Origin of the sequence: Aminobacter ciceronei, from assembly GCF_014138625.1 — a bacterium.
Taxonomy (GTDB): Bacteria; Pseudomonadota; Alphaproteobacteria; order Rhizobiales; family Rhizobiaceae; genus Aminobacter; species Aminobacter ciceronei.
The window spans coordinates 1-26,835 of the sequence record NZ_JACJHY010000028.1 but is presented as its reverse complement, the minus strand read 5'-3'; the positions used below and the strand labels follow the sequence as shown (position 1 = coordinate 26,835).

At 64.0% G+C, this 26,835-nt stretch carries 23 protein-coding genes and 1 tRNA gene; 11 read left to right on the top strand and 13 right to left on the bottom strand.

From position 1 onward, the window contains the following. Positions 1-2,319, bottom strand: coding sequence for a putative monovalent cation/H+ antiporter subunit A (locus tag HNQ95_RS24545; protein ID WP_312870988.1), 2,319 nt, complete (start codon positions 2,317-2,319; stop codon positions 1-3). 154 nt (positions 2,320-2,473) lie between these two features. Continuing rightward, the gene (locus tag HNQ95_RS24540) at positions 2,474-2,836 is read right to left on the bottom strand and encodes an SH3 domain-containing protein (protein WP_067966909.1); all 363 of its coding nucleotides are present in this window, start codon (positions 2,834-2,836) and stop codon (positions 2,474-2,476) included. A gap of 125 nt (positions 2,837-2,961) precedes the next feature. On the opposite strand from HNQ95_RS24540, the gene HNQ95_RS24535 reads away from it, so the two are divergent. After that, positions 2,962-5,061: a S9 family peptidase gene (locus HNQ95_RS24535; RefSeq protein ID WP_154384979.1), complete on the top strand. Its 2,100-nt coding sequence runs from the start codon at positions 2,962-2,964 to the stop codon at positions 5,059-5,061. A 43-nt stretch (positions 5,062-5,104) separates the two neighbouring features. Here HNQ95_RS24535 and HNQ95_RS24530 read toward each other — a convergent pair whose 3' ends face one another. The 4 genes from HNQ95_RS24530 to HNQ95_RS24515 all read right to left on the bottom strand — a co-directional run bounded on the left by HNQ95_RS24530 (position 5,105) and on the right by HNQ95_RS24515 (position 8,295). Then, positions 5,105-6,058 carry a cytochrome c gene (locus tag HNQ95_RS24530; RefSeq protein WP_154384978.1) on the bottom strand — a complete coding sequence of 318 codons (954 nt, stop codon included), beginning with the start codon at positions 6,056-6,058 and terminating at the stop codon, positions 5,105-5,107. A 10-nt stretch (positions 6,059-6,068) separates the two neighbouring features. Continuing rightward, on the bottom strand, positions 6,069-6,506 hold the full coding sequence (locus HNQ95_RS24525; protein WP_067964374.1) for a c-type cytochrome: 438 nt from the start codon (positions 6,504-6,506) through the stop codon (positions 6,069-6,071). Between the two features lie 206 nt (positions 6,507-6,712). Continuing rightward, entirely contained in the window at positions 6,713-7,309 is a 597-nt protein-coding gene (locus HNQ95_RS24520; protein WP_067964376.1) for a superoxide dismutase, read from the bottom strand. 107 nt (positions 7,310-7,416) lie between these two features. After that, positions 7,417-8,295 carry a branched-chain amino acid aminotransferase gene (locus HNQ95_RS24515; protein WP_182575527.1) on the bottom strand — a complete coding sequence of 293 codons (879 nt, stop codon included), beginning with the start codon at positions 8,293-8,295 and terminating at the stop codon, positions 7,417-7,419. A gap of 141 nt (positions 8,296-8,436) precedes the next feature. On the opposite strand from HNQ95_RS24515, the gene HNQ95_RS24510 reads away from it, so the two are divergent. Both HNQ95_RS24510 and HNQ95_RS24505 read left to right on the top strand, forming a co-directional pair. Beyond that, positions 8,437-9,099, top strand: a complete 663-nt coding sequence (locus HNQ95_RS24510) for a haloacid dehalogenase type II (RefSeq protein ID WP_067964378.1) — start codon at positions 8,437-8,439, stop codon at positions 9,097-9,099. A gap of 178 nt (positions 9,100-9,277) precedes the next feature. Continuing rightward, positions 9,278-10,018 (top strand): L,D-transpeptidase, encoded by a 741-nt coding sequence (locus HNQ95_RS24505; RefSeq protein WP_067964380.1) that lies wholly within the window; start codon positions 9,278-9,280, stop codon positions 10,016-10,018. A 75-nt stretch (positions 10,019-10,093) separates the two neighbouring features. Here the strand turns inward: HNQ95_RS24505 and HNQ95_RS24500 are convergent, their stop codons facing one another. Continuing rightward, a complete protein-coding gene (locus HNQ95_RS24500; protein ID WP_182575528.1) occupies positions 10,094-11,641 on the bottom strand; it encodes a helicase HerA-like C-terminal domain-containing protein in 1,548 nt (515 codons plus the stop codon). 157 nt (positions 11,642-11,798) lie between these two features. Between HNQ95_RS24500 and HNQ95_RS24495 the strand changes: the two genes are divergently transcribed. Both HNQ95_RS24495 and HNQ95_RS24490 read left to right on the top strand, forming a co-directional pair. Next, positions 11,799-12,029, top strand: coding sequence for an AbrB/MazE/SpoVT family DNA-binding domain-containing protein (locus HNQ95_RS24495; protein WP_067964384.1), 231 nt, complete (start codon positions 11,799-11,801; stop codon positions 12,027-12,029). Continuing rightward, positions 12,026-12,412 carry a type II toxin-antitoxin system death-on-curing family toxin gene (locus HNQ95_RS24490; RefSeq protein ID WP_154384977.1) on the top strand — a complete coding sequence of 129 codons (387 nt, stop codon included), beginning with the start codon at positions 12,026-12,028 and terminating at the stop codon, positions 12,410-12,412. Before HNQ95_RS24495 ends, HNQ95_RS24490 begins: the two co-directional genes overlap by 4 nt. Here HNQ95_RS24490 and HNQ95_RS24485 read toward each other — a convergent pair. The 4 genes from HNQ95_RS24485 to HNQ95_RS24470 form a co-directional block, all read right to left on the bottom strand. After that, positions 12,409-12,879 carry a GreA/GreB family elongation factor gene (locus HNQ95_RS24485; RefSeq protein WP_067964388.1) on the bottom strand — a complete coding sequence of 157 codons (471 nt, stop codon included), beginning with the start codon at positions 12,877-12,879 and terminating at the stop codon, positions 12,409-12,411. The two genes, HNQ95_RS24490 and HNQ95_RS24485, sit on opposite strands and share 4 nt — an antisense overlap. Before the next feature lie 65 nt (positions 12,880-12,944). Next, complete coding sequence (locus tag HNQ95_RS24480) at positions 12,945-13,949, bottom strand: asparaginase (RefSeq protein ID WP_182575529.1); 1,005 nt, start codon at positions 13,947-13,949, stop codon at positions 12,945-12,947. A gap of 72 nt (positions 13,950-14,021) precedes the next feature. Beyond that, the gene (locus HNQ95_RS24475; protein ID WP_067964392.1) at positions 14,022-14,753 is read right to left on the bottom strand and encodes an SDR family NAD(P)-dependent oxidoreductase; all 732 of its coding nucleotides are present in this window, start codon (positions 14,751-14,753) and stop codon (positions 14,022-14,024) included. After that, positions 14,750-15,913, bottom strand: a complete 1,164-nt coding sequence (locus HNQ95_RS24470; RefSeq protein ID WP_067966916.1) for an acetyl-CoA acetyltransferase — start codon at positions 15,911-15,913, stop codon at positions 14,750-14,752. The genes HNQ95_RS24475 and HNQ95_RS24470 overlap by 4 nt, the downstream gene beginning before the upstream one ends. 201 nt (positions 15,914-16,114) lie before the next feature. Here HNQ95_RS24470 and betI point away from each other — a divergent pair, with 201 nt between their 5' ends. The 5 genes from betI to betB are packed head-to-tail and all read left to right on the top strand — an operon-like array spanning position 16,115 to position 22,391. Further along, complete coding sequence (betI, locus tag HNQ95_RS24465) at positions 16,115-16,705, top strand: transcriptional regulator BetI (RefSeq protein ID WP_182575530.1); 591 nt, start codon at positions 16,115-16,117, stop codon at positions 16,703-16,705. Next, complete coding sequence (betC, locus tag HNQ95_RS24460; RefSeq protein ID WP_067964396.1) at positions 16,702-18,231, top strand: choline-sulfatase; 1,530 nt, start codon at positions 16,702-16,704, stop codon at positions 18,229-18,231. The genes betI and betC overlap by 4 nt, the downstream gene beginning before the upstream one ends. Beyond that, entirely contained in the window at positions 18,231-19,229 is a 999-nt protein-coding gene (locus tag HNQ95_RS24455) for a threonine/serine dehydratase family protein (protein WP_371818657.1), read from the top strand. Before betC ends, HNQ95_RS24455 begins: the two co-directional genes overlap by 1 nt. After that, positions 19,222-20,874, top strand: a complete 1,653-nt coding sequence (betA, locus tag HNQ95_RS24450) for a choline dehydrogenase (RefSeq protein WP_154384973.1) — start codon at positions 19,222-19,224, stop codon at positions 20,872-20,874. Before HNQ95_RS24455 ends, betA begins: the two co-directional genes overlap by 8 nt. Positions 20,875-20,927: 53 nt before the next feature. After that, positions 20,928-22,391 (top strand): betaine-aldehyde dehydrogenase, encoded by a 1,464-nt coding sequence (gene betB / locus HNQ95_RS24445; RefSeq protein WP_182575531.1) that lies wholly within the window; start codon positions 20,928-20,930, stop codon positions 22,389-22,391. A gap of 289 nt (positions 22,392-22,680) precedes the next feature. Here the strand turns inward: betB and HNQ95_RS24440 are convergent, their stop codons facing one another. Both HNQ95_RS24440 and HNQ95_RS24435 read right to left on the bottom strand, forming a co-directional pair. After that, positions 22,681-24,921, bottom strand: coding sequence for a mannose-1-phosphate guanylyltransferase/mannose-6-phosphate isomerase (locus HNQ95_RS24440; protein WP_182575532.1), 2,241 nt, complete (start codon positions 24,919-24,921; stop codon positions 22,681-22,683). Between the two features lie 12 nt (positions 24,922-24,933). Further along, positions 24,934-26,454, bottom strand: coding sequence for a phosphomannomutase/phosphoglucomutase (locus HNQ95_RS24435; RefSeq protein WP_182575533.1), 1,521 nt, complete (start codon positions 26,452-26,454; stop codon positions 24,934-24,936). Between the two features lie 200 nt (positions 26,455-26,654). Here HNQ95_RS24435 and HNQ95_RS24430 point away from each other — a divergent pair. Continuing rightward, positions 26,655-26,731 (top strand) — tRNA-Pro (locus tag HNQ95_RS24430). The last annotated feature ends 104 nt before the right edge of the window (positions 26,732-26,835 follow it).

Sequence of the window (26,835 nt, the reverse complement as noted above, 5' to 3'; positions counted from 1 at the left end):
TTACGCCTCCTTCCTGACCGGGGCATGAACGTCCGCCTTTTTCGAGCGGATGCGTATCAGCGCAAGGATGGCGAGGCCCGTCACCATCACCACGGCGATTTCGCCCAGCGTGTCGAGGCCGCGGAAATCGACGATGATGACGTTCACCACATTGCGGCCATGGGCGATGGTCTTGGCGTAGGTGTTGAAGAACTGCGACAGCCGGTCGTCGAACGGCAGTTGCGTCACCTTGAGCAGAAGCAGCGCGAAGGCCGTACCGCAAGCTGCGGCAATTGCCATGTCCAGAAGCTTCTGCGCATGCGGGCGGCGGTCGGTCGGCGCAAGCCTGAGCCGCGTCATGACCAGCGCCAGGATCACCACCGACAGCGTCTCGACCATGAACTGGGTGAAGGACAGGTCTGGCGCGCCGAACAGCATGTAGAGCAAGGCGACGGCAAAACCCTGGATGCCGAGCGAAACGATGGCCGTCAGCCGGCTGCGCGCCTTGACCACGGCAGCGACGCCGATCACGGCGATGGCCAGAACGCCCCATTCATAGAAGCGCAATGCCGGCACATCAGGCATCGAGGGCAGCTCGCCGAACAGCACCATCGGCAGCAGCAGCGCTGCCGCCACCGCGACGAAGGTAACAGTCATGTAGATGTCGAGGCGGCCGTTGTGGATGATGCGCGTCAGACCTGTCGCGAGCCGCAAGAGGCCGCGCAGCACCTGGTCGAAGCCACGGTCCGGGCCCCAGCCGATCGCCTGGAGAACGCCAGCCGTCGCGCCGCGCAAGCTGTCGAGCCTGACATAGGCGGCGATGCCCAGCGCGACCGTCAGGCCGGACAGCAACAGCGGCACGCCGATGTGCGGGATCGTCGAGATGGTGACCTCGATGGGGCTGCCGGCAACGGCGCTCGCCGCGGGCGACGACAGGAACCGATGCGTGATCGGCGCGGCAACGGCCGCAGCCAGTCCCAAGGCTCCGAGCACAGCCGGCCCCAGCCACAGCGATATCGGCCCTTCATGCGCCGCCTTCGGCGTCCTCAAGGCATCGCCGAGGAAAGGCCGAAGTGCCACCGCAAATCCGATGGCAAACATCAGCGCATTGCCGCAGACGGCTATGACGAGCAGCACGGCCTGCCAGCCCTCCGGCGAACCAAGTGCATAATAAATCTGTTCCTTGGCCAGAAAGCCTGAGAACAGCGGCAGCCCGCCCATCGAGAGTGCTGCAAGCATCGCGGCAACGAAAGTGATCGGCATGGCCTTGCGCAGGCCGCGCAGGCAGGTGATGTCGCGCGTACCCGCCTCATGGTCGATCAGGCCGGCGACCATGAACAGCGCGCCCTTGAACATCGAATGGGCGATCAGATAAAGCGCCGCCGCCTCGATCGCCTTGTCGGAACCAAGGCCTGTCAGCATCACCAGCAGTCCGAGAGAGGAGACCGTGGTGTAGGCGAGCATCAGCTTGAGATCGGTCTGCCTGACAGCGAGCAACGTGCCAATCGCAAGTGTCGCGCCGCCGAACACTGGCAGGATCGTCTCCCAGGCCGCAGTGTCGCCCATCACGGGATTGAGGCGCATCAGCAGATAGACGCCTGCTTTCACCATGGTCGCCGAATGCAGGTAGGCCGAGACGGGCGTCGGCGCTTCCATGGCGTTGGGCAGCCAGAAATGGAACGGAAACTGCGCCGATTTGGTGAAAGCGCCGCCCAACACAAGCAACAGGGCAGCAAGGTAGAGCGGGCTGTTGCGCAAGGCGTCGACGGAGCCGAGCAGCGACGAGAGCTCGCTCATGCCGGTTGCCTGGGCGATGACCAGCAGACCTGCCAACAGGGAAAGCCCGCCAATGCCGGTGACCAGCAGCGCCTGCAGTGCCGCGCGCCGCGAAGCTTCCCGCCCGTGGTCGAAGCCGATCAAAAGGAACGACGTGATCGACGTCAGCTCCCAGTAGACGAACAGCATCAGGAACGAATCCGAGACGACAAGTCCCAGCATCGCTCCCATGAACAGCAGGATGAACGAGAAAAAGCGGCCCTGATGCGGGTGCCCTTTGAGATAGCCGCCGGCATAAATCACGATCAGCGTGCCGATGCCTGATATCAGCAGGGCAAAGGTCAGTGACAGGCCATCGAGAAACCAGGAGAAGCGAAGACCGAGACTCGGAGCCCAGTCAAATCCACCAGAGATCGAACTGCCTTTGCTGACCGCATCGAGCATGCCGGCAAGATGCAGAAAAACGACCAGTGGAATGGCGGCCAGCAGCCAGCCGGCATTGTGTTTCATCACGCGAACGAGCGCAGGTGCAAGCAACGCTCCCGCAAACGGCAGCATGAGTATCAGGAAGGTCAGCGGACGGGCCCTCTTTGTGTCTCACGTTGTTGACCTGAGGGCATAGACGTCGGGCAGCCAAAGGGCAAGCGCAATCGGACCTTGTCAACGACAACCGCTTTCCGCCGTTGCGGCAGCTGCGGCAATGTCACCTGGAAACGCGTCAGTACGGGGTGATGTAGCGACCATAGACCCAGCCGGTGACGTAGTTGCCGTTCTGTGCGGGGTCATGCCAGACCTGGCACCAGCTGTAGCGGACCCGCTGCTCCTGCTTCCACACGGGCAGACGGCTGATGTCGCGCAGATCGACCCCGCCGGTGCAACGGCCGGTCATCTGCAGCACCTTGCCGTTGGGATAGGCCGCCTGCTTCTGCGAGCCGTTCGACGGGAACTTGCGGATGTTGAGCGTATCGCCCCACGGCACCCTGGCAACTTCCCAGGCGGAAAAGGCAGCGGCATGGGATTCGGCCGCGAAAACGGCGACTGTCGAGGCAATGGCAACTGCTGCGGCGGTCTTCTTGAACATCTGGTCTTCTCCTTCGGCATGGCCGGTCACATATACGTTGCCGCCACACTGCAACTCCGCCCTTGAACCCGCCCTGATCGACGTGTTCATTCGGCATTCAAGATTCAGCACCCACGCGAGACCTAATGACCCGACCCAAGATCTTCGCCGACATCGCCGCGCCCGTGACCGACAAGCGCCCCGTCTCCGACACGCGCCACGGCATCACGCGCGTCGACGAATATGCCTGGCTGCGCGCCGACAACTGGCAGGAGGTGTTCCGCGACCCGAGCGTGCTCGATGCCGATATCCGCAGCCATCTCGAGGCGGAAAACACCTATCAGGCCGAACTGATGGCCGACACCGTCGAGCTCAGGAAGGCGCTGTTTGCCGAGATGAAGGGCCGCATCAAGGAAGACGATTCCTCGGTGCCGATGAAGGATGGCCCTTTCGCTTATGGCTCCTCGTTCAAGAAGGGCGGCGAGCAGCCGCGCTACTTCCGCATTCCGAGCGAAGGCGGTCCGGAAGAGATCATCCTCGACGGCGACAAGGAAGCCGACGGCCACGCCTATTTCCGCCTCGGCGGCATCGACCACTCGTCGGACCACAAGCGCCTGATCTGGGCCTTCGACGACAAGGGGTCGGAATTCTACACGCTGCGCGTGCGTGACATCGGCAGCGGCGCGGAACTTGACGACGTGGTCGGCGACACCGGCGGTTCGGGCACATGGGACGCGGCCAATACCGGCTTCTTCTACACCCGCCTCGATCCCAACCACCGGCCGTCAAAGGTGTTCTACCATGGGCTCGGCACGGACGCCGCAGCGGACCGGCTGGTCTATGAGGAAACCGACCCCGGCTTCTTCATGAATGTCGGCGGCACGCGCTCCAACGAATGGATCATGATCTCCATCAGCGACCATGAGACATCGGAGTACCGCCTGTTTCCGGCGACCGATCCGCTGGCGGCGCCAAAACTTGTGGCAGCGCGCGAGATCGGCCTGCAATACGACCTCGAAGAAGGCGGCGACATCTTCTTCGTGCTGACCAACGCCGATGGCGCCAAGGACTTCAAGATCATGACGGCGCCGGTCAGCGATCCGGCGCGAAGCAACTGGAAGGAGCTGGTCGCCCATGAACCTGGCCGCCTCATCCTGTCGGTGGTCGGCTTCAAGGACTTCATGGTCCGCCTCGAGCGCAAGGAGGGCCTGCCCCGCATCGTCGTCCATGAGCGCGCCACGGGTGCCGAGCACCTGATCTCCTTCCCCGAAGAGGCGTTCTCGCTCGGGCTGTCGGGTTCCTACGAATACGACACCGACACCATGCGCTTTTCCTATTCGTCGATGACCACCCCGTCGCAGCTATTCGACTACAACATGCGGACACGCGAACGAACCCTGCTCAAGACGCAGGAAGTGCCGTCGGGCCACAACATCGAGGACTATGTCACGCGCCGCCTGATGGCTCCGGCGCCGGATGGCGAACTGGTGCCGATCTCGCTGATCCATCACCGCGACACGCCACTCGACGGAACAGCACCCTGCCTGCTCTATGGCTACGGCTCCTACGGCATGACCATTCCGGCTTCGTTCAACACCAACTGTCTGTCGCTGGTCGACCGCGGCTTCGTCTATGCCATCGCCCATATCCGCGGCGGCAAGGACAAGGGTTATGCCTGGTACGAGGACGGCAAGCGCGCGACCAAGGTCAACACCTTCACCGACTTCATCGCCTCAGCCCACCATCTCGTCGCCGAGCGCTACACCGCGCATGAGCGCATCGTCGCGCAAGGCGGCTCGGCCGGCGGCATGCTGATGGGAGCGGTGGCCAACATGGCGCCCGAGGCCTTTGCCGGCATCATCGCCGAAGTGCCCTTCGTCGACGTGCTGACCACCATGCTCGACGACACCTTGCCGCTGACGCCGCCGGAATGGCCCGAATGGGGCAATCCGATCGCCTCGGAAGCGGACTACAAGACCATCGCCGCCTACTCGCCCTACGACAATGTCGCTGAGGTCGACTATCCGCCGATCCTGGCGGTGGCCGGCCTGACCGATCCGCGCGTCACCTATTGGGAGCCGGCCAAATGGGCGGCACGGCTGCGCGAGCGCAAGTCGGGCAACAGCCCGGTGCTGTTCAAGATCAACATGGATTCGGGCCATGCCGGCGCCTCCGGCCGCTTCTCCAGGCTCGAGGAAGTCGCCTTCAACTACGCTTTCGCTCTGAAGGTGGCCGGGCGCGCCTGACATCGCGATGGAGAGACCGGCGGCCTCTGGCCGCCGGTGGGGCTCAACCCGCGGGCTTCGGCTGCTGCGCCGGGTAACCGTTGGCCTGTGGCGGGATCGCCTTGAGATAGGCGGCGATCGCCTCCCGGTCGGCGGCAGTCAGTCTCGCCATGTTCTTCTGCACCTCGACCATGGTGCCGCCCACGGAATCGAACTCCGGCGTGAAGCCGGTTTCGAGATAGCCGGCGATATCGGCTTCGGACCAGCCGCTGATGTCCTTGCCTTCGGGCGTGATGTTGGGCACGACGCCGTCGCCTTCGGCTGCCCTAGCGCCGGCCAGCCACTGGCCCTTTTCGGTGCCGCCGGCAAGGCTGCGCGGCGTGTGGCATTCGCCGCAATGGCCGGCACCCTCGACAAGGTCACGCCCATGCAGCACCTTGTCGGGCGTGCCCTCGGCAAAGGCGACCACCGGCTGATCGCTGAGATAGAGCTGTTTCCACAGTCCCAGCCCGAGCCGTATGTTGAAGGGGAAGCCAAGCTCGTGATCAGGCGCCCTGCCCTCAACCGCCGGCAGCGTCTTCAGGAAGGCGTAGAGGTCGGCGACGTCAGCCGGCTTCATGCGGGCGTAGGAGGCATAGGGAAATGCCGGATAGAGATGCTGGCCCTCGCGCGACACGCCTTTCAGCATCGCATTGGCGAAGTCTTCGAGCGACCATGCGCCGATGCCGTCATTGGGATCGGAAGAAATGTTCGGCGCGACGAAGGTGCCGAACTGCGTCTTGAGTTCGACGCCGCCGGCGAGCTGCAGCCGCGCGTCGCCTTCGGATTTCGGCCTGGCGTGACACGAGGCGCAACCGCCGGCGTCGAATATGCGCTGGCCGCGGCCGGTGTCGCCGGTTCCCAACGCAGCCAACATGTCAGGCGCCAGCCTCTCCGGCACCGTCAGCCACCAGAAAATTGCGGCCCCGGCGCCGCCAAGCGCCAGAGCCGCAACTGCGATTTTCCTGAAAACAGCCATCCGCGAGGGGTCAGCCCTTCTTCACGCGGAACGCCTCGTGGCAGGTGCCGCAGGTCTGGCCGATGGTGCCGACCTGCGCCTTCAACGCATCCAGATCCGCAGCCGGGCTGGCGACTGCGGCGGCAGTGACTTCCTTGAACTTGTCGACCTGGGCCTGGAAGCCGGCCAGGTCTTCCCAGATCTTCGGCGAGGCGGTGGTGTCGCCCTTGTCGCTGCCGGCGGGGAACGACGCTGCCACGTCGATCTTCTGGACGTTGTCGTTGAGCGCGGTCAGGGCGGCGACGACAGCCGCCGCATCGAACGGCGCCTCGCCCTTCACCATCTTCACCAGTGTGCCGACTTGCTTCGCATTTTCCTTCATCACTGCCTGGCGGTCAGCAATCACATCGGCGAATGCTGCGGTGGTGGCGAGCGCGAGCGCTGCGACGGCAAACACAATCTTTTTCATCAGGTCCTCTCTCGGTTGCAACAGCTGCCTAGGGCCAACGGCGAAACTGGCCGAATTCGTCCTGAAATTCTCTTCACGCTTCCGTGACTGTTAGAGTTTTTCGAACATTTCCACCCAAACGCAAAAACCCCGGCGGTTGCCGGGGTTTCAGATGCGTCGGCCGGTCACCGGTCACATCAGGGGATGCGACCGGGCGGGTCTGCGGCTCAGGCCTTTTCGTAGAGCTCGAGCACGTAGTCCCAGTTGATCAGGCTGTCGACGAATGCCTCGAGATACTTCGGACGGGCATTGCGATAGTCGATGTAGTAGGAGTGCTCCCAGACGTCGACGCCGAGGATCGGGGTCGCGCCGTGAACCAGCGGGTTCTCGCCGTTCGGGGTCTTGGAAATGGCGAGCTTGCCATCCTTGACCGACAGCCAGGCCCAGCCCGAGCCGAACTGCGTGGTGCCGGCAGCGATGAAGTCGGCCTTGAACTTGTCGTAACCGCCGAGATCGGCATCGACGGCCTTCTGCAGTGCGCCTGGCAGCTTGTTGCCGCCGCCGCCCTTCTTCATCCACTTCCAGAAGTGGACGTGGTTGTAGTGCTGGGCGGCGTTGTTGAACAGGCCGGCGTTCTTGCCGAACGACTGCTTCACCACCTCTTCCAGCGACAGCTTGTCCATGCCCGCTTCGGCAGCCAGCTTGTTGCCGTTGTCGACATAGGCCTTGTGGTGCTTGTCGTGATGGTACTCGAGCGTCTCCTTCGACATGAAGGGCTGCAGCGCCTCGTAGTCGTAGGGCAATTCGGGCAATTCAAAAGCCATGGATCATACTCCCTTGCTGGCAATTTCGCGGCATGACTATGCCGTCTACAGATAGGTCGTCGTCATCTTGGAAACAGATGAGAGGCACTGTTTTTTCTTCGCTGCACTCAGGCCTTGCCGGTAGAGTGAGCCCACTCCCAATATAGCTCGCGAGACTTTTTTGCTACCGGTCCCGGCTGCAGATTTCGGTCTTCGATGCGCGTCACCGGAACGACCTTGGAATGGTTTCCGGTCGAGAAAATCTCGTCGGCTTCGAGGAATTCGCGCACCGAAAGCATCTTCTCGATAACGGTGTGGCCGCTCTCGGCAAGCAACGACATTGTCCGGCTGCGGGTGATTCCGGACAAGAAAGTTCCATTCGGCGCCGGGGTGAACACCTGGCCGTTCTTGACCAGGAAGATGTTCGACGATCCGGTCTCGGCGACGTTGCCCAGCATGTCGAGCACCAGCGCATTGTCGAAACCGCGCATCTTGGCATCGAGGATGGCGCGGCCGTTGTTCGGATAAAGGCAGCCGGCCTTGGCGTTGGTCGGCATCGTTTCCATGCTCGGGCGGCGAAATGGCGACAGGCCGATCGAAAATCCGGTCGGCGGCAGCATCGGTGATTCGTAGAGGCAGAGGCAGAACCGCGTCGAAGACGGGTCCGCCGGGACACCCATGTAGCCGCCATGCTCGGCCCAATACATCGGCCTGATGTAAACGGCGGTCTTGCCGTCGAATTTCTTGAGCCCATCCCAGGTCAGCCCGACGATCTGCTCCGGGCTCATCGTCGGCTTCAGACCGAGCGCGATCGCCGAGGAGTTGACCCGCCGCGAATGCGCTTCAAGATCGGGCGCCACGCCCTCGAACCAGCGGCCGCCGTCGAAGACGCTGGACCCAAGCCACATGGCGTGGCTGCGCGGGCCGATGAGCGCGACATTGCCCTCGTGCCAATCGCCATCGACATAGGTCCAGGTCGTGGATTGTGCAGCCGCAGCGAGCGTCATGGTCTTTTCCCGTCGCATCTTGTTGGTGTCGGGCATCGAAAAGGCTTTGGCCGGCCCCGTCAACCGGCAGCAGGCCTAAATGTTGGAGCCAGCCGATAGTTGTGCTTGCGCTCGCCGCCAAGCCGTTGGAAAACCACAGGCATGCGCCACGCCGCCTACATATTCGACGCCTATGGCACGCTGTTCGACGTGCACGCCGCCGTTCGCCGCCATGCCGCCGACATCGGCCCGGACGGCCAGCTGCTGTCCGAGATCTGGCGGGCCAAGCAGCTCGAATATTCCTGGGTCCGCACCCTGATGGGCGCCTATCTCGACTTCTGGCAGCTCACCGAACAGGCGCTCGACTTCGCCTTCCGCAAGGTGCCCTCCGTCGACCCGGCGATGCGCAGCAAGCTGCTCGACGCCTATTGGCGGCTCGATTGCTATCCGGAGGTCCCTGCCGTCCTGCGCAACCTGAAGGACAATGGCGCCAGGCTGGCGATCCTGTCCAATGGTTCGCCCGCCATGCTTGAGGCAGCCACCCGTTCTGCCGGGCTCGACCTCATCCTGGACGAGATCTTCTCCGTCGACAGTGTGCGCCGCTTCAAGACGGACCAGTCGGTGTATGATCTGGTGGCCAGCAGCTGGCGCCTCTATCCCGAAGCGATATCGTTCCAGTCGTCCAATCGATGGGACATTGCGGGTGCCGCCAAATTCGGCTGCCGTACCGTCTGGATCAACCGCGCCGACCAGCCGGACGAGTACCGCGACTTGCCACCATCCCTGATCCTGCCGTCGCTGGAAGGTTTAGTTACAATTGGTTAGCTAACCATAGGTCAGTCATGTTGCCATAACGCAACAGTGATTGGCGCGTCACATCGTTGCCATGCTTTGTCCACCCTAAGGTCTGATTTTGACCTGCCTATCTCCGTGAGCGTTAAGGGAACGCGACCGTTTCCTTGAATTCACCATTTCTTTCGAACTGGACTCCTAGATCGCAGCCATGCCCATATCACATGATTCATCCCGCCCTCTGACGAGGCGCGGCTTTCTCAATCTGGCGGCCGCAGGTGCTGCCACGGCAGCGCTTTCGGCCTGCTCGACCGTCAGCGGCGGCGGCCAGTTCGTGCAAGCGCCTCAGATCGTCCCGCCGACGCCGACCATCGATCCGGCCTTCGGCGACTACGTCAACATGTATGGCCCGGTCAGCGACGAGGGCTATGAGGTTCCCGGCATTCCGGTCAAAAAGGTGAAGCCCCAGTTCCTTCGCCAGATCGTCGCCGATCCGACCGGCGAACGTCCCGGCACGCTGGTCGTCGATACCTCGACCCACTTCCTCTATCTCGTGCGCGAAAACGGCCAGGCGATCCGCTACGGCGTCGGCCTGGGCCGCGCCGGCTTTGCCTGGCAGGGCCGCGCCGTCATCCAGTGGAAGCGCAAGTGGCCGAAGTGGACGCCGCCGGACGACATGATCGGCCGCCAGCCGGAACTCGAGAAGTACAGCGTCCGCAATGGCGGCATGGCCCCGGGGCTCAACAACCCTCTCGGCGCCCGTGCGCTCTACATCTTCCAGAACAACGAAGACACGCTCTACCGCGTCCATGGTTCGCCGGAATGGTGGACGATCGGCAAGTCGGTGTCGTCGGGCTGCGTGCGCCTGATGAACCAGGACATCATCGATCTCTACGACCGCGTGCCGTCCAAGACGCCGATCCTGGTCACCAACGGCCTCGGCATGGCCTGACCAGCCCAGGGCGGCCCATCAACGAAAAACGGCGCGTCATCGACGCGCCGTTCTTCTTTGGAGCCTCAGGGTGTTTCAAAAGCCCTTCTTCAGGCTGCCCAGAATGCCGCGCACCAGCGCACGGCCGACCGACGAGCCGACGGAGCGCACGACCGACTTCAGCGCAGCTTCCGTCACCGTCTGCCGGTTCGAGGTTCGCGGCCTGGGCGCAGTGCCGGTGTTGCGACCACTGGGCGCCGGCGCATCATTGCCAAAGCCCGGAATGGTCCAGCCGCTGCCGCCGCCGGTATTCGCCTGCTGCTGCGCCTGCTCCTGGGCCTTGAGCGCTTTCTTCTGCAGCATCTCGAAGGCCGATTCGCGGTCGACCGTCTGGTCGTACTGTCCGGCGACAGGGCTTTCGTTGATCAGCTTCTGGCGCTCTTGCGGCGTGATCGGCCCGAGCCGCGATGCCGGCGGCCGGATCAGCGTCCGCTGCACCATGGACGGCACACCCTTGGCCTCGAGCGTCGAGACCAACGCCTCGCCGGTGCCGAGCTGGGTGATGGCGGTGGCGCAGTTGAAGTCGGGGTTCGGACGGAAGGTATCGGCAGCGGTCTTTACCGCCTTCTGCTCGCGCGGCGTGTAGGCGCGCAGCGCATGCTGGACACGGTTGCCGAGCTGGGCGAGCACGGTTTCGGGGACGTCGAGCGGGTTCTGGGTGACGAAATAGACGCCGACGCCCTTGGAGCGGATCAGGCGCACGACCTGCTCGACCCGGTCGACGACGATCTTGGGTGCCTCATCGAACAGAAGGTGGGCTTCGTCAAAGAAGAACACCAGCTTCGGCTTGTCGGGATCGCCGACCTCGGGCAGCACCTCGAACAGCTCCGACAGCAGCCAGAGCAGGAAGGTGGCATAAAGCCTGGGGTTCATCATCAGCTTGTCGGCGGCCAGCACGTTGATCGCGCCGCGGCCGTCGCGCGTCGTGCGCATGATGTCGGCGATCTTCAGCGCCGGCTCGCCGAAGAAGTGGTTGCCGCCCTGCTGCTCGAGCACCAGCAGCGACCGCTGGATCGCGCCGACCGAAGGTTTGGTGATATTGCCATAGCGGGTACCGATTTCGTCGGCCCGATCGGCGATGTTGGCCAAGAGCGACTGCAGGTCCTTCATGTCGAGCAGCAGCAGGCCTTCCTCGTCGGCAATGCGGAAAGCGATGTTGAGCACGCCTTCCTGCGCCTCCGTCAGGTTCATCAGCCGCGACAAAAGCAGCGGGCCCATTTCGGAAATGGTCGCGCGGATGGGATGCCCCTGTTCGCCGAACAGGTCCCAGAAGATGACAGGGAATTCCTGGAACTCATATGGGTCGAGCTTGATCGCCTCGGCGCGGGCAGTGAGAAAATCCTTGGCCTCGCCGATCATCGAGATGCCCGACAGGTCGCCCTTGATGTCGGCGCAGAACACCGGAACGCCGGCATTCGAGAAGCCCTCGGCCAGTATCTGCAGCGTCACCGTCTTGCCGGTGCCGGTCGCGCCTGTAACCAGGCCGTGGCGATTGCCGTATTTCAACAGCAATTCTTCGGGTCGTTGATAGCTATCGTCCGGCTTGCGGCTGGCACCAATGAAAATGCTGTCGTCCTGCGCCATGGGCGTTGTCTCCGGCAATGCTATTTTCCGACCGCAGCTGCGGCCACCCGCAAGGTATAGTGGCGGTCTACGCAAGCGACAATGGCTTGGTTCCGGCCGGGGCTTGGTTCCGGCGAGTCGGCATGTTATACATAAGTTATAACATGGAGACTTGGCCATGAATGTGACGGTGCGCAAGATCGGAAACTCGGAAGGCGTGATCCTGCCGAAGGAGGTGCTGGAGCGGCACAATCTGAGGGCTGGCGACACGCTGGTTCTCACCGAAGACGGCAACGAATTGCGCCTCAGCCCGGCACAGGACGACCCAGAGGAATTCGAGCGCAAGATGAAGATCGCGCGCGAACGGATGAAGAAGTACGAGGTTGCCTATCGCGCACTGGCGAAATGACCGAGTTCCACTCGCGTCAATTCGTCGAGGCGCTGCATGCCGAACAGCTGCGCCTGCACGGTGGCGCACCGGGCGTTCGATCAGAGGACATGCTGGAGTCGGCGCTGGCGCGCCCGCTGCAAAAGGTCGCTGACGGCACACCGGACCGATGCGAACTGGCAGCGGCCTATCTGTTCGGCATCGCCAAGAACCATCCCTTTGTCGACGGCAACAAGCGCACGGCATTTGCCGCAGCGGACTTGTTTCTGTTTTTCAATGGCTTGAGCGTCGAGGCATCGCAACAGGACGTTATCCAGTTCGTGCTCATGATCGCAGCCGGCGAAATCGATGAAGCTGGCGCCACCGCATTCTTCCGCGACCACACGGTTCCGGTCGAAAGCTAGCTGCCCAGTTCGACGATTTCCCATTCATGGCCGTTGACCGAGGCGAGGTCGCCGACCGATTTGCCGAACAGTGCGACTGCCATCGGCGAGGCATGCGAGATGCGGCCCTTGGCGGCGTCGGCCTCGTCTTCGCCGACGATCTGCCAGACGTTGCGCTTGCCCTTGTCATCCTCGATGACAACCTTCATGCCGAAGCGGACGACCGTGCTGTCAGGCTCGGGAACGGACACCTCTGCCGTCTCGCGGCGCGACTGCCAATAGCGCAGGTCGCGCGACACGGTCGCAATGCGCTCGCGGTCGGCATCGGCCTCGGCCTTGGCCAGATCCTCGCGCAGGCTGGCGAGCTGGGCCTCGATATGGGCGAGGCCTTGCTCTGTGACCAGGTTTCGCGACGCACTGACCGGCCGCTCGCCGATGTCGGCGATTACGTTTTCGCTATCGTCTTCGCGGGTAAAAGCTCTGCTCATCAACCGAACCTAGGTGTTCGCTGCATGGATAACAAGCCAGCCACGCTGACCCGCCCATTGCGTCCTCAGCCGAATGCAGCGCTGGGCCGAAGCGACGCAACTTCAATGCCGTTCCAGTTCCTGAGCACAGGATTGGCAGCCTTTTTCATGGTGCCGGACAGCGCTTCATCAGCGGCCAGAAGCCTGGCCAGAGCCGCCGCGATCATGACCTCGGCCGCCCTGCCGGCGCCGTCGTCGCATTTCAACGCAATGCCGAGCCCAAGTTCGGGCACGGCCGCGCAAAACACGCCTTCGGCGCCGACCTTGACGAAGATCCGTCCGGGTGCAGTCTGCATCAACTCCGTATCGGCCCTGTCGGTTCCAGCGACCAGAAAAGGTTCGCTCATGCAGGCCGACATCAGCCGGCGTGCAGCCCCTGCCCGGTCCGCGCCGAGACCATTGCCGGTGACCATGCGCGCGAACCCCAAGGCAAGGTTTTGCAGCGGCACGGCAAAGGTCGGGATCGAACAGCCGTCAATGCCGCGATTGGCCTCGTCGTGCCGGGCTCCTGTTACCGCTTCCATCGTCTCGCGAACCATCTCCTGGAAACGATGCTCGGGCCTGACATAACCCTGATGCGCGATGCCGAGGTGGCGGCAGGTGCAGACGAAGGCGGAATGCTTGCCCGAGCAATTGTTGTGCAGCGCACTTGGCGAGGCGCCGCTGCGGGCCAGCGCGATGGTGGCGCCGTGATTGGACGGCCAGTGCGCGCCGCATTCGAGCGCATCGACGTCGAGGCCGGCCTTGGCGAGCATGGCATTGGCAAGCTCGGCATGGGCGACTTCGCCGGAATGCGAGGAACAGGCCAGCGCCAGTTCACGATCGCCGAAGCCATATGCATCGGCCGTGCCGCTTTCGACGAAAGGCAGCGCCTGGATCGCCTTGACCGCCGAGCGCGGGAAGACCTGTTGCTGCGCATCGCCCATGGCCCAGACCTGCTTGCCGTCGCTGTCGACGACGACCACCGCACCACGATGCACGCTTTCAACGAGGTCGCCGCGCAGCACCTCGACAAGAACCGGATTTGCCATTTTCAACGTGCCTTCATGCGCTAGCGGACGATTTTTGCCGGGCGTGACGCCTGCCCGACTAGCCGTGCAGCATCATGCCTTGTCACCCGATAGCGCGGCGGCGAGGAATCCGCCATCCACTGCGAGCGTATGACCGTTGACATAACTTGCTTCCGGCGACAGCAGGAAGGCAACCGCGGCGGCGATCTCCTCGGGCTCGGCATAACGGCCCTGCGGCATCAGCCGCGGCGCGATCCCGCTGCCATTGCCATCCGCTTCGATCTCGGTCGGCCCGGCTGCGACGGCGTTGACACGAACGCCACGATTGCCGACCTCCAGCGCCAGCACCTCGGACATCAACTTCAGCCCGGCCTGCGAGGCGGCGACGGCGAGCCTGCCGCGATGCGCGCGCAGGCCGGCGACCGAACCGACATTGACGATGGACAGGGACGCCCCCATCCGCTCGAGCGCGGCATGGGCGGCGATGAACGGCCCGACCAGATTGACGTCGAGCGCTTCGCGCAGCATTTCAGCACTGGTGTCTTCGGCACTTGCATGCCGGTCGAAGCCGGCCACCGCCACCAGTCCGCCAATGAGACCAAGGCTGTCGACCACCTGGTCGAACGCTTCGGCGACATTGTCCTCGTCTGTCGGGTCGGCCTCGATGAAGAGGACATCGTCATTGTCGATTGCGTCTGCGGCAGCGGCAAGGGCTGCCGCATCGCCATCGATCATTGCCACCGGCCATCCATCTGATACCAGGCGCTCGGCCACGGCAAGGCCGATGCCCGACGCACCGCCGATGACGACGGCCGAATGCCTCATCTGATGCGGTCCAGGATCGACACGTAGTTGGCGACCGCGGCACCGCCCATGTTGAAGATGCCGCCGAGCCTGGCGTCCTTGACCTGGATGCCGCCGGCCTCGCCGGCAAGCTGCATCGCGGTCAAGACATGCATCGACACGCCGGTCGCACCGATCGGATGCCCCTTGGCCTTGAGACCACCCGAGGGATTGACCGGCAGGCGGCCATCCCTAGCGGTGATGCCCTCCATGACGACGCGGGCACCCTCGCCGCGCGGCGCAAGCCCCATGGCCTCATATTCGATCAGCTCGGCGATGGTGAAGCAGTCATGCGTCTCGACGAAGGACAGGTCGTCGAGCGAAACGCCCGCCGCCTTCAACGCCTGGTTCCAGGCCAGCTCGCAACCTTCGAACTGCAGGATGTCGCGCTTCGACATCGGCAGGAAGTCCTGCACATGCTCGTTGGCGCGGAAAGCAATCGCACGCTTCATCCTCAGCGCCGTGGTCGCATCGGTCAGCACCAGGGCTGCCGCACCGTCGGAGACGAGAGAGCAGTCGGTGCGCTTCAGCGGGCCGGCGACAAACGGGTTCTTCTCGCTCTCCTGGCGGCAGAAGTCGAAGCCGAAATCCTTGCGCATCTGGGCGTACGGGTTTTCGACGCCGTTCTTGTGGTTCTTGGCAGCGATCATCGCCAGCGCATCGGACTGGTCGCCATAACGCTGGAAATAGGCCTGGGCGATCTTGCCGAAGACGCCGGCAAAGCCAGCCGGGGTGTCGCCATCCTCGGGCAGATAGGAGGCGCGCAACAGGTTCTTGCCGATCTCCGGTCCCGGTGTCGTGGTCATCTGTTCGGCGCCGACCACCAGCACGATGCGCTGGCCGGCATTGACGGCACGGATGCCCTGGCGCACGGCGGCAGAGCCGGTGGCGCAGGCATTTTCGACACGCGTCGCCGGCTTGAAACGCAGGCGGTCGTCGGCCTGCAGCACAAGGCTCGCGGTGAAATCCTGGGCGGAGAAGCCGGCATTGAAATGGCCGAGCACGATCTCGTCGACATCTTCCGGCCCGACGCCCGCATGCGCCAGCGCCTCGGTGGCAACCTGCGTGATCAGGCTTTCCAGCGTCTCGCCTTCCAGCTTGCCGAAACGCGAATGCGCCCAGCCCACGATGCATGCGGTCATCTTCGTCTCCATCGTCATTGGTATGTTGCGCCATTTGGCGGGCGATTCCAACGCCCTTCAATTCCGTTCAAGTATGAACAGTTTTCGACAACATTCAATGGTCCAGATGGGGGTTCCATGACGCATTCGAGACGACACGCGCCGTGAATTTTATTGATTGACGAGTCAATTAAAAATACTTTGGCCACTGGAGGATCCCGCATGCCCAAAGTCGGAATGGAGCCGCTGCGCCGCAAGGCGCTGATCGACGCGACGATCTCGGCGATCGGCGAGCGCGGCAACCTGGACGTGACCATGTCGGAGATCGCCGGACGCGCTGGCGTCTCCTCCGCACTTGCTCATCACTATTTCGGCGCCAAGGACGAACTGCTTGCCGCGACCATGCGGCACCTTCTGTCCGAACTGCTGATCGACACGACCGCCGCACTTCGACAGGCAGAGACGGCGCGCACCCGCGTCTCCGCCGTCATCGCGGTCAACTTCTCCGACAAGCAGTTCCGGTCGGAGACGATCGCCGCCTGGCTTGCCTTTTATGTCGAGGCGCAGAAATCGCCGGCGCTGCGCCGGCTGCTGCGTGTCTACGCCCATCGCCTGCATTCTAATCTGATGAGCGGCCTGACCCGGCTCCTGCAACGCCATGAGGCTGAGCGCGTCGCCGAGGCGACAGCGGCGCTGATCGACGGTCTCTACATTCGCCGGGCGTTGCGGGAGGGAATTCCCAATGCCGCCTCGGCCATTGCACTGGTCGAGGACTACCTCGAAACCAAGCTCTCGCAGGCGGGCAACGCATGAAGACCAGTCAGCCCAACATCCTCATCGTCATGGTCGACCAGTTGGCCGGGACGTTCTTCCCCGACGGTCCAGCCGACTTCCTGCACACCCCGCACCTCAAGGCGCTCGCTGCGCGCTCGGCACGTTTCCGCAACAACTACACCGCCTCGCCGCTCTGCGCGCCGGGCCGCGCCGCCTTCATGTCCGGGCAGTTGCCATCGCGCACCGGCGTCTATGACAACGCCGCCGAATTCACCTCGTCGGTCCCGACCTTTGCGCATCACCTGCGCGGTGCCGGCTACCACACCGTGCTGTCGGGCAAGATGCATTTCGTCGGCCCGGACCAGATGCACGGTTTCGAGGAGCGGCTGACGACCGACATCTATCCGGCCGATTTCGGCTGGACGCCGGACTATCGCAAGCCGGGCGAACGCATCGACTGGTGGTACCACAATCTCGGCTCGGTCACCGGCGCGGGCACTGCGGAAATTTCCAACCAGATGGAGTATGACGACGAGGTCGCTTTCCTGGCTGCCCAGAAGCTTTACGATTTCGCCCGCGTCTCCGATCAGGCCGAGCGCCGTCCCTGGTGCCTCACCGTCTCCTTCACCCATCCACACGACCCCTATGTCGCGCGCCGCCAGTATTGGGACCTCTATGAGGACTGCCCCGCCCTCGACCCCGAGGTCGGCTTCATCCCCGAGGACCTGCAGGACCCGCATTCGCAGCGCCTCTACCTCGCCAGCGACTATGCCAGCTTCGACATCACGCCGGAGCAGGTGCGCCGCTCGCGTCGCGGCTATTTCGCCAACATCTCCTATATCGACGACAAGGTCGGCGAGCTGCTGTCGGTGCTCGAACGCACGCGCATGCTCGACGACACCGTCATCCTGTTCTGCTCCGACCATGGCGACATGCTCGGAGAGCGCGGCCTGTGGTTCAAGATGTGCTTCTACGAAGGCTCGGCGCGTGTCCCCCTGATGGTCGCGGGCAAGGGCCTGCCGGCGGGCCTGATCGCCGAACCGACCTCCAATCTCGACGTGCTGCCGACGCTGTGCGACCTCGCCGGCATCGACCTCTCCGCCATCGCGCCCTGGACCGACGGGCAGTCTTTGCTGCCATTGGCGCGCGGCGAACAGCGCAACGCGCCGGTGCTCATGGAATACGCCGCCGAAGGCTCCTATGCGCCGCTGGTCGCCATCCGCGACGGCCGCTTCAAGTTCGTCCACTGCGAGATCGACCCGCCGCAGCTGTTTGATCTGGAATCGGACGCCAACGAACTGCGCAACCTCGCAGCTGACCCCGCTTATGCCGATCTGGTCACCGACTTCATGGCAAAAGTCCGAGCCCGCTGGGACATGGCGGGCTTCGACGCCGCCGTGCGCGAAAGCCAGGCGCGGCGCTGGGTGGTCTATCCCGCGCTGCGCAACGGCGCCTACTACCCATGGGATTTCCAGCCGCTGCAGAAAGCGTCGGAGCGCTACATGCGCAATCACATGGACCTCAACGTGCTCGAAGAGAGCAAGCGTTTCCCGAGGGGTGAATGATGAGCACCGAAGTTCCAGGTCTCGACCGGCTGCGAGAAGCCTATGCCGAGACGTCGCAGGCGACGCAGTTGACGCCGCTGCTCGAATCCGCCGTCCTTGCCCGTGAGACTGGTGCTGCGCGTGTCTTCGTCAAGGCGGAGTCGCTGCAATGGTCCGGTTCGTTCAAGGCGCGCGGCGCCTATTGGCGGCTGAAGCAGCTTTCGCCTGAAGAAGCCAGACGCGGCGTTGTCGCCTTCTCCTCCGGCAATTTCGCCCAGGGCCTTGCCGCGGCCGGCCAGTCGCTCGGCATTCCCGTCACCATCGTCATGCCCATCGACGCTCCCGCCGCCAAACGCGAGGCGACCAAGGCCTATGGCGCGCGCGTGGTCCTGACCGACCATGGCGACCGCGCCCGCGAAGAGGTCGCTGCCGCCAGGGCACGCGAAATCTCCGAGACGGAAGGGCTCGTCCTGCTTCACCCGTTCGACGATCCCGAGATCGTCGCCGGCCAGGCCGGCGCCGGCCTCGAAGCGCTCGACCAACTGGCAGCAAAGGGTGTGGTCGCCGACATCGTGCTCTGCCCCGTCGGCGGCGGCGGGCTGATCGGCGGCGTGGCTTTGGCCTTCCATCACCTGTCACCGTCGACCGAAGTGTTCGCCGTGGAGCCCGAGGGCTTCAACGGGCTGGGCGCATCGCTCGCCAATGGCGCGCTTTCCGCCGTGCCGCTGGCGGAGAAATCGATCTGCGACGGCCTGATGGCGCGCCGGCCGGGCGAAGCGCCCTTTGCCGCCATCACGACCACCAATGTTCGCGCGCTGACCGTCGACGATGCCTCTGTCCGCCGCGCGATGACCACGGCCTTCGAGCGGCTGAAACTCGTGCTCGAGCCGTCGGGCGCCTCGTCGCTGGCGGCACTTCTGGGAGGAAAGGTCGACGTGGCCGGCAAGACCGTGCTCGTCGTCGCAACCGGCGGCAACGTCTCGCTCGCCGATTTTTTGGTCCATGTGAACAATGCTTGAAGCAGATTACGTAATCGTCGGCTCCGGCTCGGCCGGCTCGGCCATGGCCTATCGCCTGTCGGAAGACGGCAAGCACTCCGTCATCGTCATCGAATATGGCGGCACCGATTTCGGCCCGCTGATCCAGATGCCGTCGGCACTGTCCATCCCGCTCAATATGAGCCGCTACGATTGGGGCTTTGCCAGCGAGCCGGAGCCGCATCTCGGCGGCCGCGTTCTCGCCACCCCACGCGGAAAGGTTCTCGGCGGCTCGTCCTCGATCAACGGCATGGTCTATGTCCGCGGCCATGCCCACGACTTCGATCACTGGGCAGAACAGGGCGCCACCGGCTGGGGCTATGCCGACGTGCTGCCCTACTTCAAGCGCATGGAGCATTCGAATGGCGGCGAGGAAGGCTGGCGCGGCACCTCGGGTCCGCTCAACGTGCAGCGTGGGCCGCGCAAGAACCCGCTCTACCAGGCCTTCGTCGAGGCCGGCCGCCAGGCCGGTTTCGAGCTGACCGAAGACTATAATGGCGCCAAGCAGGAAGGCTTTGGCGCGATGGAGCAGACCATCCATGGCGGGCGCCGCTGGTCGGTCGCCAATGCCTATCTCAGGCCGGCGCTGAAACGCGGAAATGTCCGTATCGTCAATGGCTTCGCCCGGCGCGTGGTGATCGAGAACCAACGCGCCACCGGCGTCGAGATCGAGACTCGCAGGAAGATTCAGGTCGTTAAGGCACGACGTGAGGTGATCGTCGCCGCCTCCTCCATCAACTCGCCGAAACTGCTGATGCTGTCGGGCATCGGACCGGCCGAGCATCTCAAGAAGCACGGCATAGCAGTCGTCGCCGACAGGCGCGGCGTCGGCCAGAATCTCCAGGACCACATGGAGCTCTACATCCAGCAGGAGGCGACCCAGCCGATTACCCTGCACTCGGTCTTCAACCCGTTCTCCAAGGCGCTGATCGGCGCGGAGTGGCTGCTGTTCAAGACCGGCCTCGGCGCCACCAACCATTTCGAAGCCGCAGCCTTTGTGCGCTCGAAATCAGGCGTCGACTACCCAGACATCCAGTTCCACTTCCTGCCGGCGGCCGTACGTTACGACGGCAAGGCGGCGGCCAAGTCGCATGGCTTCCAGGCCCATGTCGGGCCGATGCGGTCGAAGTCGCGCGGCGCGATCACGCTTCGCTCAAACGACCCGTGGGACAAGCCGGAGATCCGCTTCAACTACATGTCGCATCCCGACGACTGGGAAGACTTCCGGCACTGCATCCGCCTCACCCGCGAGATCTTCGGCCAGGCCGCCTTCGACCCGTTCCGCGGCAAGGAGATATCGCCAGGCAGCCATGTGCAGTCGGACGAGCAACTCGACGCCTTCATCCGCGAGCATTCGGAAAGCGCCTACCACCCTTGTGGCACCTGCCGCATGGGCCGCGCCGACGACCCGACCAGCGTCGTCGATCCCGAGTGCCGGGTGATCGGCGTGGACAGCCTGCGCGTTGCCGACTCCTCGATCTTCCCGCGCGTCACCAATGGCAACCTCAACAGCCCGTCGATCATGACTGGCGAAAAGGCGTCCGACCACATATTGGGGCGGACACCGCTCGCCCCGTCGAACCAGGAGCCGTGGATCAATCCGCGCTGGCAGGTCTCCGACAGATAAAGCATCATCCGGCCTACCCGCCGGACCATCGAATAGACAACTGGAGCAAACGCATGCGCGCCCAGCCCAAAGCCTCGCATTATGTCAACGGCCGCTACATCGACGACGAGCGTGGAGCATCGATCCCGGTCATCTATCCGGCAACCGGCGAGACCATTGCCGAGCTGCGGTCGGCAACACCCAACATCGTCGAGCTGGCGATCGAGGCCGCGCGCGAGGCGCAGCCGGCCTGGGCACGGCTGAAGCCCATCGAGCGCGGCCGCATCCTGCGCCGTGCCGCCGACATACTGCGCGCCCGCAATGAGGAGCTGTCGCGCATCGAGACGCTCGACACCGGCAAGGCGATCCAGGAAACGCTGGTGGCCGACGCCGCCTCCGCCGCCGACTGTCTCGAATATTTCGCCGGTGCGGTCGCGGCCTTCAACGGCGACTATGTCGATCTCGGCGGCCCCTTCGCCTACACCAGGCGCGAGGCGCTCGGCGTCTGCGTCGGCATCGGCGCCTGGAACTACCCGATCCAGATCGCCGGCTGGAAGTCGGCACCCGCGCTCGCCATGGGCAATGCCATGGTGTTCAAGCCGTCTGAGAACACGCCCCTGTCCGCTCTTGCGCTGGCCGAAATCTACACCGAAGCCGGCCTGCCTGACGGGCTGTTCAATGTCGTCCAAGGTTACGGCGATGTCGGCGCGGCACTCGCCGCGCATCCGGTCGTCGACAAGATTTCGCTCACCGGCTCGGTGCCGACGGGCAAGAAGGTGTTGTCGCTCGCCGGCTCGCATATGAAACACGCGACGATGGAGCTCGGCGGCAAGTCGCCGATCATCGTCTTCGACGACGCCGATCTCGAAAACGCCGTCGGCGGCGCGATGCTCGGCAATTTCTACTCGACCGGCCAGGTCTGCTCCAACGGCACCCGCGTCTTCGTCCAGAAGGGCCTGCACGACCGTTTCGTCGAACGGCTGGTCGAGCGCACCAAGTCGATCCGTATCGGCGACCCGCTCGACCCCGAGACGCAGATGGGCCCGCTGGTCAGCAAGGCCCAGCACGACAAGGTTCTCGATTACATCGGCGTCGGCAAAGGCGAAGGTGCCGAGTTGCGTTGTGGTGGTGGGGTGCCCTCACTGCAGGGCTTCGAAGGCGGCTTCTTCGTCGAGCCGACCGTGTTCACCGGTGTGAAGGACACCATGCGCATCGCCCGCGAGGAGATCTTCGGCCCGGTCATGAGCGTGCTGTCCTTCGACAGCGAGGACGAGGTCATCGCCCGCGCCAACGACACCGAATTCGGCCTCGCCGCCGGCGTCTTCACCAAGGACATTGCGCGCGGCCATCGCGTCATCGGCGAGCTCAAGGCCGGGACGTGCTGGATCAACGCCTACAATCTGACGCCGGTCGAAATCCCCTTCGGCGGCGCCAAGCAATCGGGCATCGGCCGCGAGAACTCGCTCGCCGCCCTGTCGCACTATTCGCAGCTCAAGACGGTCTATGTCGAAACGGGCGACGTCGCGAGCCCGTACTGAAGCTTGGCCTGGTTGCCGGGCTGGCTTGGTGTGCCGCTGAGCTGAACATTGGGGATGCTTGGAGGTGTCGGCGCGGCCCCTCCTCCACCCTTCGGGCGCCTTCTCCCCGTGAACGGGGAGAAGGAAGAAGCGGCCAGCCCTCTTCTCCCCGTTTACGGGGAGAAGGTCCCGGCAGGGGGATGAGGGGCAGCGGACCGAGGGCCAGCAACAACTGCGGCGCTCAAGCCGCCTCGCATCGCCTGAATAGCAAAAAGCCGGTCAATTGGCCGGCTTTTTTGTTGGTTCGAAGTCAGTGCGCGACGTCCTCGGTCTTGTCGAGATACTGCGTCAGCGCCGTCACCAGATGGTAGAAGATGCTGGCCGGCACTTCCTTGGCCAAGGAGCGGCCGCGCTCGTCGATCTGGTCGATCCACAGGCCCTGCGGTGCGGGGTCGATGTGCCAGCGGAACAGGCGTCCGACACGTGCTTCGATCTCGGGCTTGAGGTCGGGGCCGCCGGTGCCGTCGAGCGCGACGGCCGCCTTGATCGCCTCGGTCTGCGGCCAGCTGCGCGAGATGTTGTCGAGCGGCAGGCCCTGCCGCGACACCGCGCCATAGGCCAGCCCCGTCGCACGGTTGAGGCCGTTGGCAACCGCCGAGGCATAGAGCTTGCGGCCGAAGGCGACGAGATCCTTCTGGCCGCTCTTGTCGGCAAAATCGACAAGCAGCGAGGCCCATTCGAAATGATGGCCGGGTTCGGTCCACTGGCCCTTTTCGCCAGGTGCCGGATGCCAGTCGCGGTCGAAGAACTCGCCCAGCGTCCAGCTGTCGACCTCGAAGAAGTGGCTGCGGAACAGATCGATGATACGCGCGGCGCGCCTGAGATAGGCGCGGTCACCCGTCACCGCGTGCCAGGCGAGAAACGCCTCCAGCAGATGCATGTGCGGGTTGGAGCGGCGCACGCCCTCGCCATCAGGGCTTTCCATGAAGCCGGTCATGCGCTCGTCCTCGAGGTGTTTGTCGAGGAAGGCGAATGTTTCGGTGGCCAGCACCAGCGCCTCGGCATTGCCCGAGCGATGCGCATGGGCCAGCGCTAGGAGCACGCAGGCGTGATCATAGGCGTCCTCGACCGGATCGAGCACGCTGCCGTCAGGGTTCAGCGTCCGCACCCAGCCACCGCGTTCGGTGCGGCCTTTGTCGGCCATGAAGCGGATGCCGTGGTCGATCAGTTGGTCGGCCCTGCCATCCCAGCCGCGCTGCTTGGCCACCGCAAAGGCATAGACCTGTCGCGCCATGGTGCGCATGCGCTTGGGCTTGGCCAATGGCCTGGCGTCGAAGCCCAGTGCCTCGTAGAAGCCACCGAACTGCTCGTCGACACCCGATGTCGACCACAGCGGCAGCGTCTCGTCCATCAGCCAATGCTGCACCCGCCGACGCCAGGCGCCGTTGGCGATGACACGGCCATGCGCCGGCGTGAACTTGGTCTCCAGCCGACCGCTCTTTTCGAGCTGCTCGACGATCTTCTTGACGTTCTGGCTGTGGCTGACCGGGGCGACGAAGGTCGCGTCCGAGGTCGAGACGATGGCGACGTCCTTCAGGCCGATGGCCGAAAGCAGGCGGCCTTCGCCGCGCAGATAGGAATTCTCGCAGTCGATGGCGACGACATCGCCGACGATGACGTTGCCGTCCTTGTCGGAGGGGCTGACGTCGAGCAGCGACTGCCACGACCCGAGATCGTTCCAGCGGAAACTTGCCGGCACCATGGCGATGCCGTCGACACGCTCCATGATGGCGTAGTCGATCGAGTTGGACGGGATGTCCTGGTAGAGATCCAGCGGCATGTAGACGCCGGAGAGGTCGCTGGTCTGGGCCTGAAAGGCTGCTTCGGCCTTCTGCCAGATGTCAGGCTGGTGCTTGAGGAAGGCGGCGCGCATGGCGCTGGCCTTGAACAGGAAGATGCCGGCATTCCAGAAGAAGTTGCCGGCGGCGAGATAACCTTCGGCCGTCTTGAGGTCGGGCTTTTCGACGAAGCGGGTGACGTCGGAAACGCCGCCGCCTTCGGCACCGGCCTCGATGTAGCCGTAACCCGTCTCGGGTGCGGTCGGGCGGATACCGAACACCACCATCCGGCCGGCCACGGCTGCCGGCACCCCGTTTTCGACGGTTTCCCAGAACTGGCGCTGCGTCGAGATTTCGTGGTCCGAAGGCACCACCAGCACGGTGCCGTCGCCATAAGCCTTGATCGTCTGCAGTGCGGCAATCGCCACGGCCGCAGCCGTGTTGCGGCCCGTCGGCTCGAAGATCGCGCCGCCGCCGGCAAGATCGATCGCCGCGAGATCGGCGCGCACCCGTTCGGCATGGCGCTCGGACGCGATCAGATAGATCGGCGTTTCGCCTTCGTCGCGCGCGGCAAGCCGCTTCAGCGTCTTGACCAGCATCGAGCCGTCGCCTGACAGGTCATGGAACTGTTTGGGGTTGTCCTCGCGCGACAGCGGCCAGAGCCGGGAGCCGACGCCGCCGCTCATGACAAAACTGACGATCCTCTCGGCCATGCCCGCTCCCCCTCAGAAGGTCTGGTTGTAGGCGCCGACGGACGGATTGCGCCGCAGCACCGCGTCAACCGCCTCGAACATCTCACGCCGACGCTCCGACGACACCGGGCTTTCCACCACCACGACCAGTTCCGGCTTGTTGGAGGAGGCGCGAACCAGCCCCCAGGTGCCGTCCTCGGCAACGACACGCACGCCGTTGACGGTGACGAGATCGACGATCTTCTGTCCGGCGAAGATATCGCCATTGCGCTTCATCGCCTCGAAATCGGCAACGACCTTGTCGACGACGCCATATTTCAGCTCGTCGTCGCAATGCGGCGACATTGTCGGCGTGCCATAGGTCAGCGGCAGGTCGCGATAGAGATCGGCCATCGACTTGCCGGGGCTGCGGTCGAGCATCTGGCAGACGGCGATCGCGGTGACGATGCCGTCGTCATAACCGCGGCCGATCGGCGGGTTGAAGAAGAAATGGCCAGACTTCTCGAAGCCGGCGATGGCGCCCAGTTCGGCGACGCGGCGCTTGAGATAGGAGTGGCCCGTCTTCCAGTAGTCGGTCTTGGCGCCATTGGCGGCCAGCACGGTGTCGGTGTTGAACAGGCCGGTGGACTTCACGTCGACGACGAAGGTCGCGTTCGGATGGAGCGCCGAGATGTCACGCGCGAGCATGACGCCGACTTTGTCCGCAAAGATCTCGTTGCCCTCATTGTCGACCACGCCGCAGCGGTCGCCGTCGCCGTCGAAGCCGAGCCCGACATCGGCGCCTGTTTCCAGCACCTTGTCCCTGATCGCATGCAGCATCTGCATGTCCTCGGGGTTGGGGTTGTAGCGTGGGAACGAATGGTCGAGCTCGATATCGAGCGGGATGACCTCGCAGCCGATGCGCTCGAGCGCTTCCGGCGCAAACGCCCCTGCCGTGCCGTTGCCGCAGGCGGCGACGACGCGCAGCTTGCGGGTGATGCGTTTGCCGGCCACCAGGTCGTCGATATAGGTCTTGCGGAAATAGGGCACGAACTCATAGGAGCCGCCGCCGGTCAGGTCGAAGTCGCCATTGAGCACGATTTCCCTGAGCGCCGACATTTCGTCCGGGCCGAAGGTCAGCGGCCGCTGCGCGCCCATCTTCACGCCGGTCCAGCCGTTCTCGTTGTGCGAGGCGGTGACCATGGCGACCGACGGCGTGTCGAGCGCGAACTGGGCGAAATAGGCCATCGGCGACAGTGCCAGGCCGATGTCCTTGACCCGTGCGCCCGCCGCCTGAAGACCTGACACCAGCGCCAGCTTGATCGACATCGAGTAAGAGCGGAAATCGTGGCCGACGACGATGTCGGGTCCGGCGCCGAGACGCCGGATCAACGTGCCGATGCCCATGCCCAGCGCCTGGACGCCGATCAGATTGAGTTCCGGCTCCTTGGGCGAGCTCGGATGGCCGAACCACCAGCGCGCATCGTATTCGCGAAAGCCGGTCGGCTTGACCAGTGCGAGCGTCTCGAATTCGAACGTATTGGGAGATGCTTGGGCGACTGGCTTGAAATTCACGACTGCACTCCGGCGCCATGCTGCGCATAGATTCTGTTCGGCATCGAATACCGCAAGATCGGGGCACTGTCCCCTCCCGCCACGGCAGCAAAAAGGCTTAAAAGCACAACAAGATTACTCACTTGCGAAAAATTGCGCCAGTCGAACCTTTGGCGCTTGCAGGAAGCAAAAGCGGCAGCTATAAGCCCGCCCACTGGTCACGGAGTGTAGCGCAGCCTGGTAGCGCACATCGTTCGGGACGATGGGGTCGCAGGTTCGAATCCTGCCACTCCGACCAGAAAAATCCCTGTACAGCCCGAAGACATAGGTAACAGTTTGTACCTAAGACATGGGTGACAACCTCGTGCCGAACGGGTTGTCGATGGTCTGCAGGGTCCTCTG

Coding starts and splice junctions, on each gene's coding strand:
- HNQ95_RS24540 (WP_067966909.1), bottom strand. CDS start 2,836: ATGTTCAAGAAGACCGCCGCAGCAGTTGCCATTGCCTCGACAGTCGCC.
- HNQ95_RS24535 (WP_154384979.1), top strand. CDS start 2,962: ATGACCCGACCCAAGATCTTCGCCGACATCGCCGCGCCCGTGACCGAC.
- HNQ95_RS24530 (WP_154384978.1), bottom strand. CDS start 6,058: ATGGCTGTTTTCAGGAAAATCGCAGTTGCGGCTCTGGCGCTTGGCGGC.
- HNQ95_RS24525 (WP_067964374.1), bottom strand. CDS start 6,506: ATGAAAAAGATTGTGTTTGCCGTCGCAGCGCTCGCGCTCGCCACCACC.
- HNQ95_RS24520 (WP_067964376.1), bottom strand. CDS start 7,309: ATGGCTTTTGAATTGCCCGAATTGCCCTACGACTACGAGGCGCTGCAG.
- HNQ95_RS24515 (WP_182575527.1), bottom strand. CDS start 8,295: ATGACGCTCGCTGCGGCTGCACAATCCACGACCTGGACCTATGTCGAT.
- HNQ95_RS24510 (WP_067964378.1), top strand. CDS start 8,437: ATGCGCCACGCCGCCTACATATTCGACGCCTATGGCACGCTGTTCGAC.
- HNQ95_RS24505 (WP_067964380.1), top strand. CDS start 9,278: ATGCCCATATCACATGATTCATCCCGCCCTCTGACGAGGCGCGGCTTT.
- HNQ95_RS24500 (WP_182575528.1), bottom strand. CDS start 11,641: ATGGCGCAGGACGACAGCATTTTCATTGGTGCCAGCCGCAAGCCGGAC.
- HNQ95_RS24495 (WP_067964384.1), top strand. CDS start 11,799: ATGAATGTGACGGTGCGCAAGATCGGAAACTCGGAAGGCGTGATCCTG.
- HNQ95_RS24490 (WP_154384977.1), top strand. CDS start 12,026: ATGACCGAGTTCCACTCGCGTCAATTCGTCGAGGCGCTGCATGCCGAA.
- HNQ95_RS24485 (WP_067964388.1), bottom strand. CDS start 12,879: ATGAGCAGAGCTTTTACCCGCGAAGACGATAGCGAAAACGTAATCGCC.
- HNQ95_RS24480 (WP_182575529.1), bottom strand. CDS start 13,949: ATGGCAAATCCGGTTCTTGTCGAGGTGCTGCGCGGCGACCTCGTTGAA.
- HNQ95_RS24475 (WP_067964392.1), bottom strand. CDS start 14,753: ATGAGGCATTCGGCCGTCGTCATCGGCGGTGCGTCGGGCATCGGCCTT.
- HNQ95_RS24470 (WP_067966916.1), bottom strand. CDS start 15,913: ATGACCGCATGCATCGTGGGCTGGGCGCATTCGCGTTTCGGCAAGCTG.
- betI (WP_182575530.1), top strand. CDS start 16,115: ATGCCCAAAGTCGGAATGGAGCCGCTGCGCCGCAAGGCGCTGATCGAC.
- betC (WP_067964396.1), top strand. CDS start 16,702: ATGAAGACCAGTCAGCCCAACATCCTCATCGTCATGGTCGACCAGTTG.
- HNQ95_RS24455 (WP_371818657.1), top strand. CDS start 18,231: ATGAGCACCGAAGTTCCAGGTCTCGACCGGCTGCGAGAAGCCTATGCC.
- betA (WP_154384973.1), top strand. CDS start 19,222: ATGCTTGAAGCAGATTACGTAATCGTCGGCTCCGGCTCGGCCGGCTCG.
- betB (WP_182575531.1), top strand. CDS start 20,928: ATGCGCGCCCAGCCCAAAGCCTCGCATTATGTCAACGGCCGCTACATC.
- HNQ95_RS24440 (WP_182575532.1), bottom strand. CDS start 24,921: ATGGCCGAGAGGATCGTCAGTTTTGTCATGAGCGGCGGCGTCGGCTCC.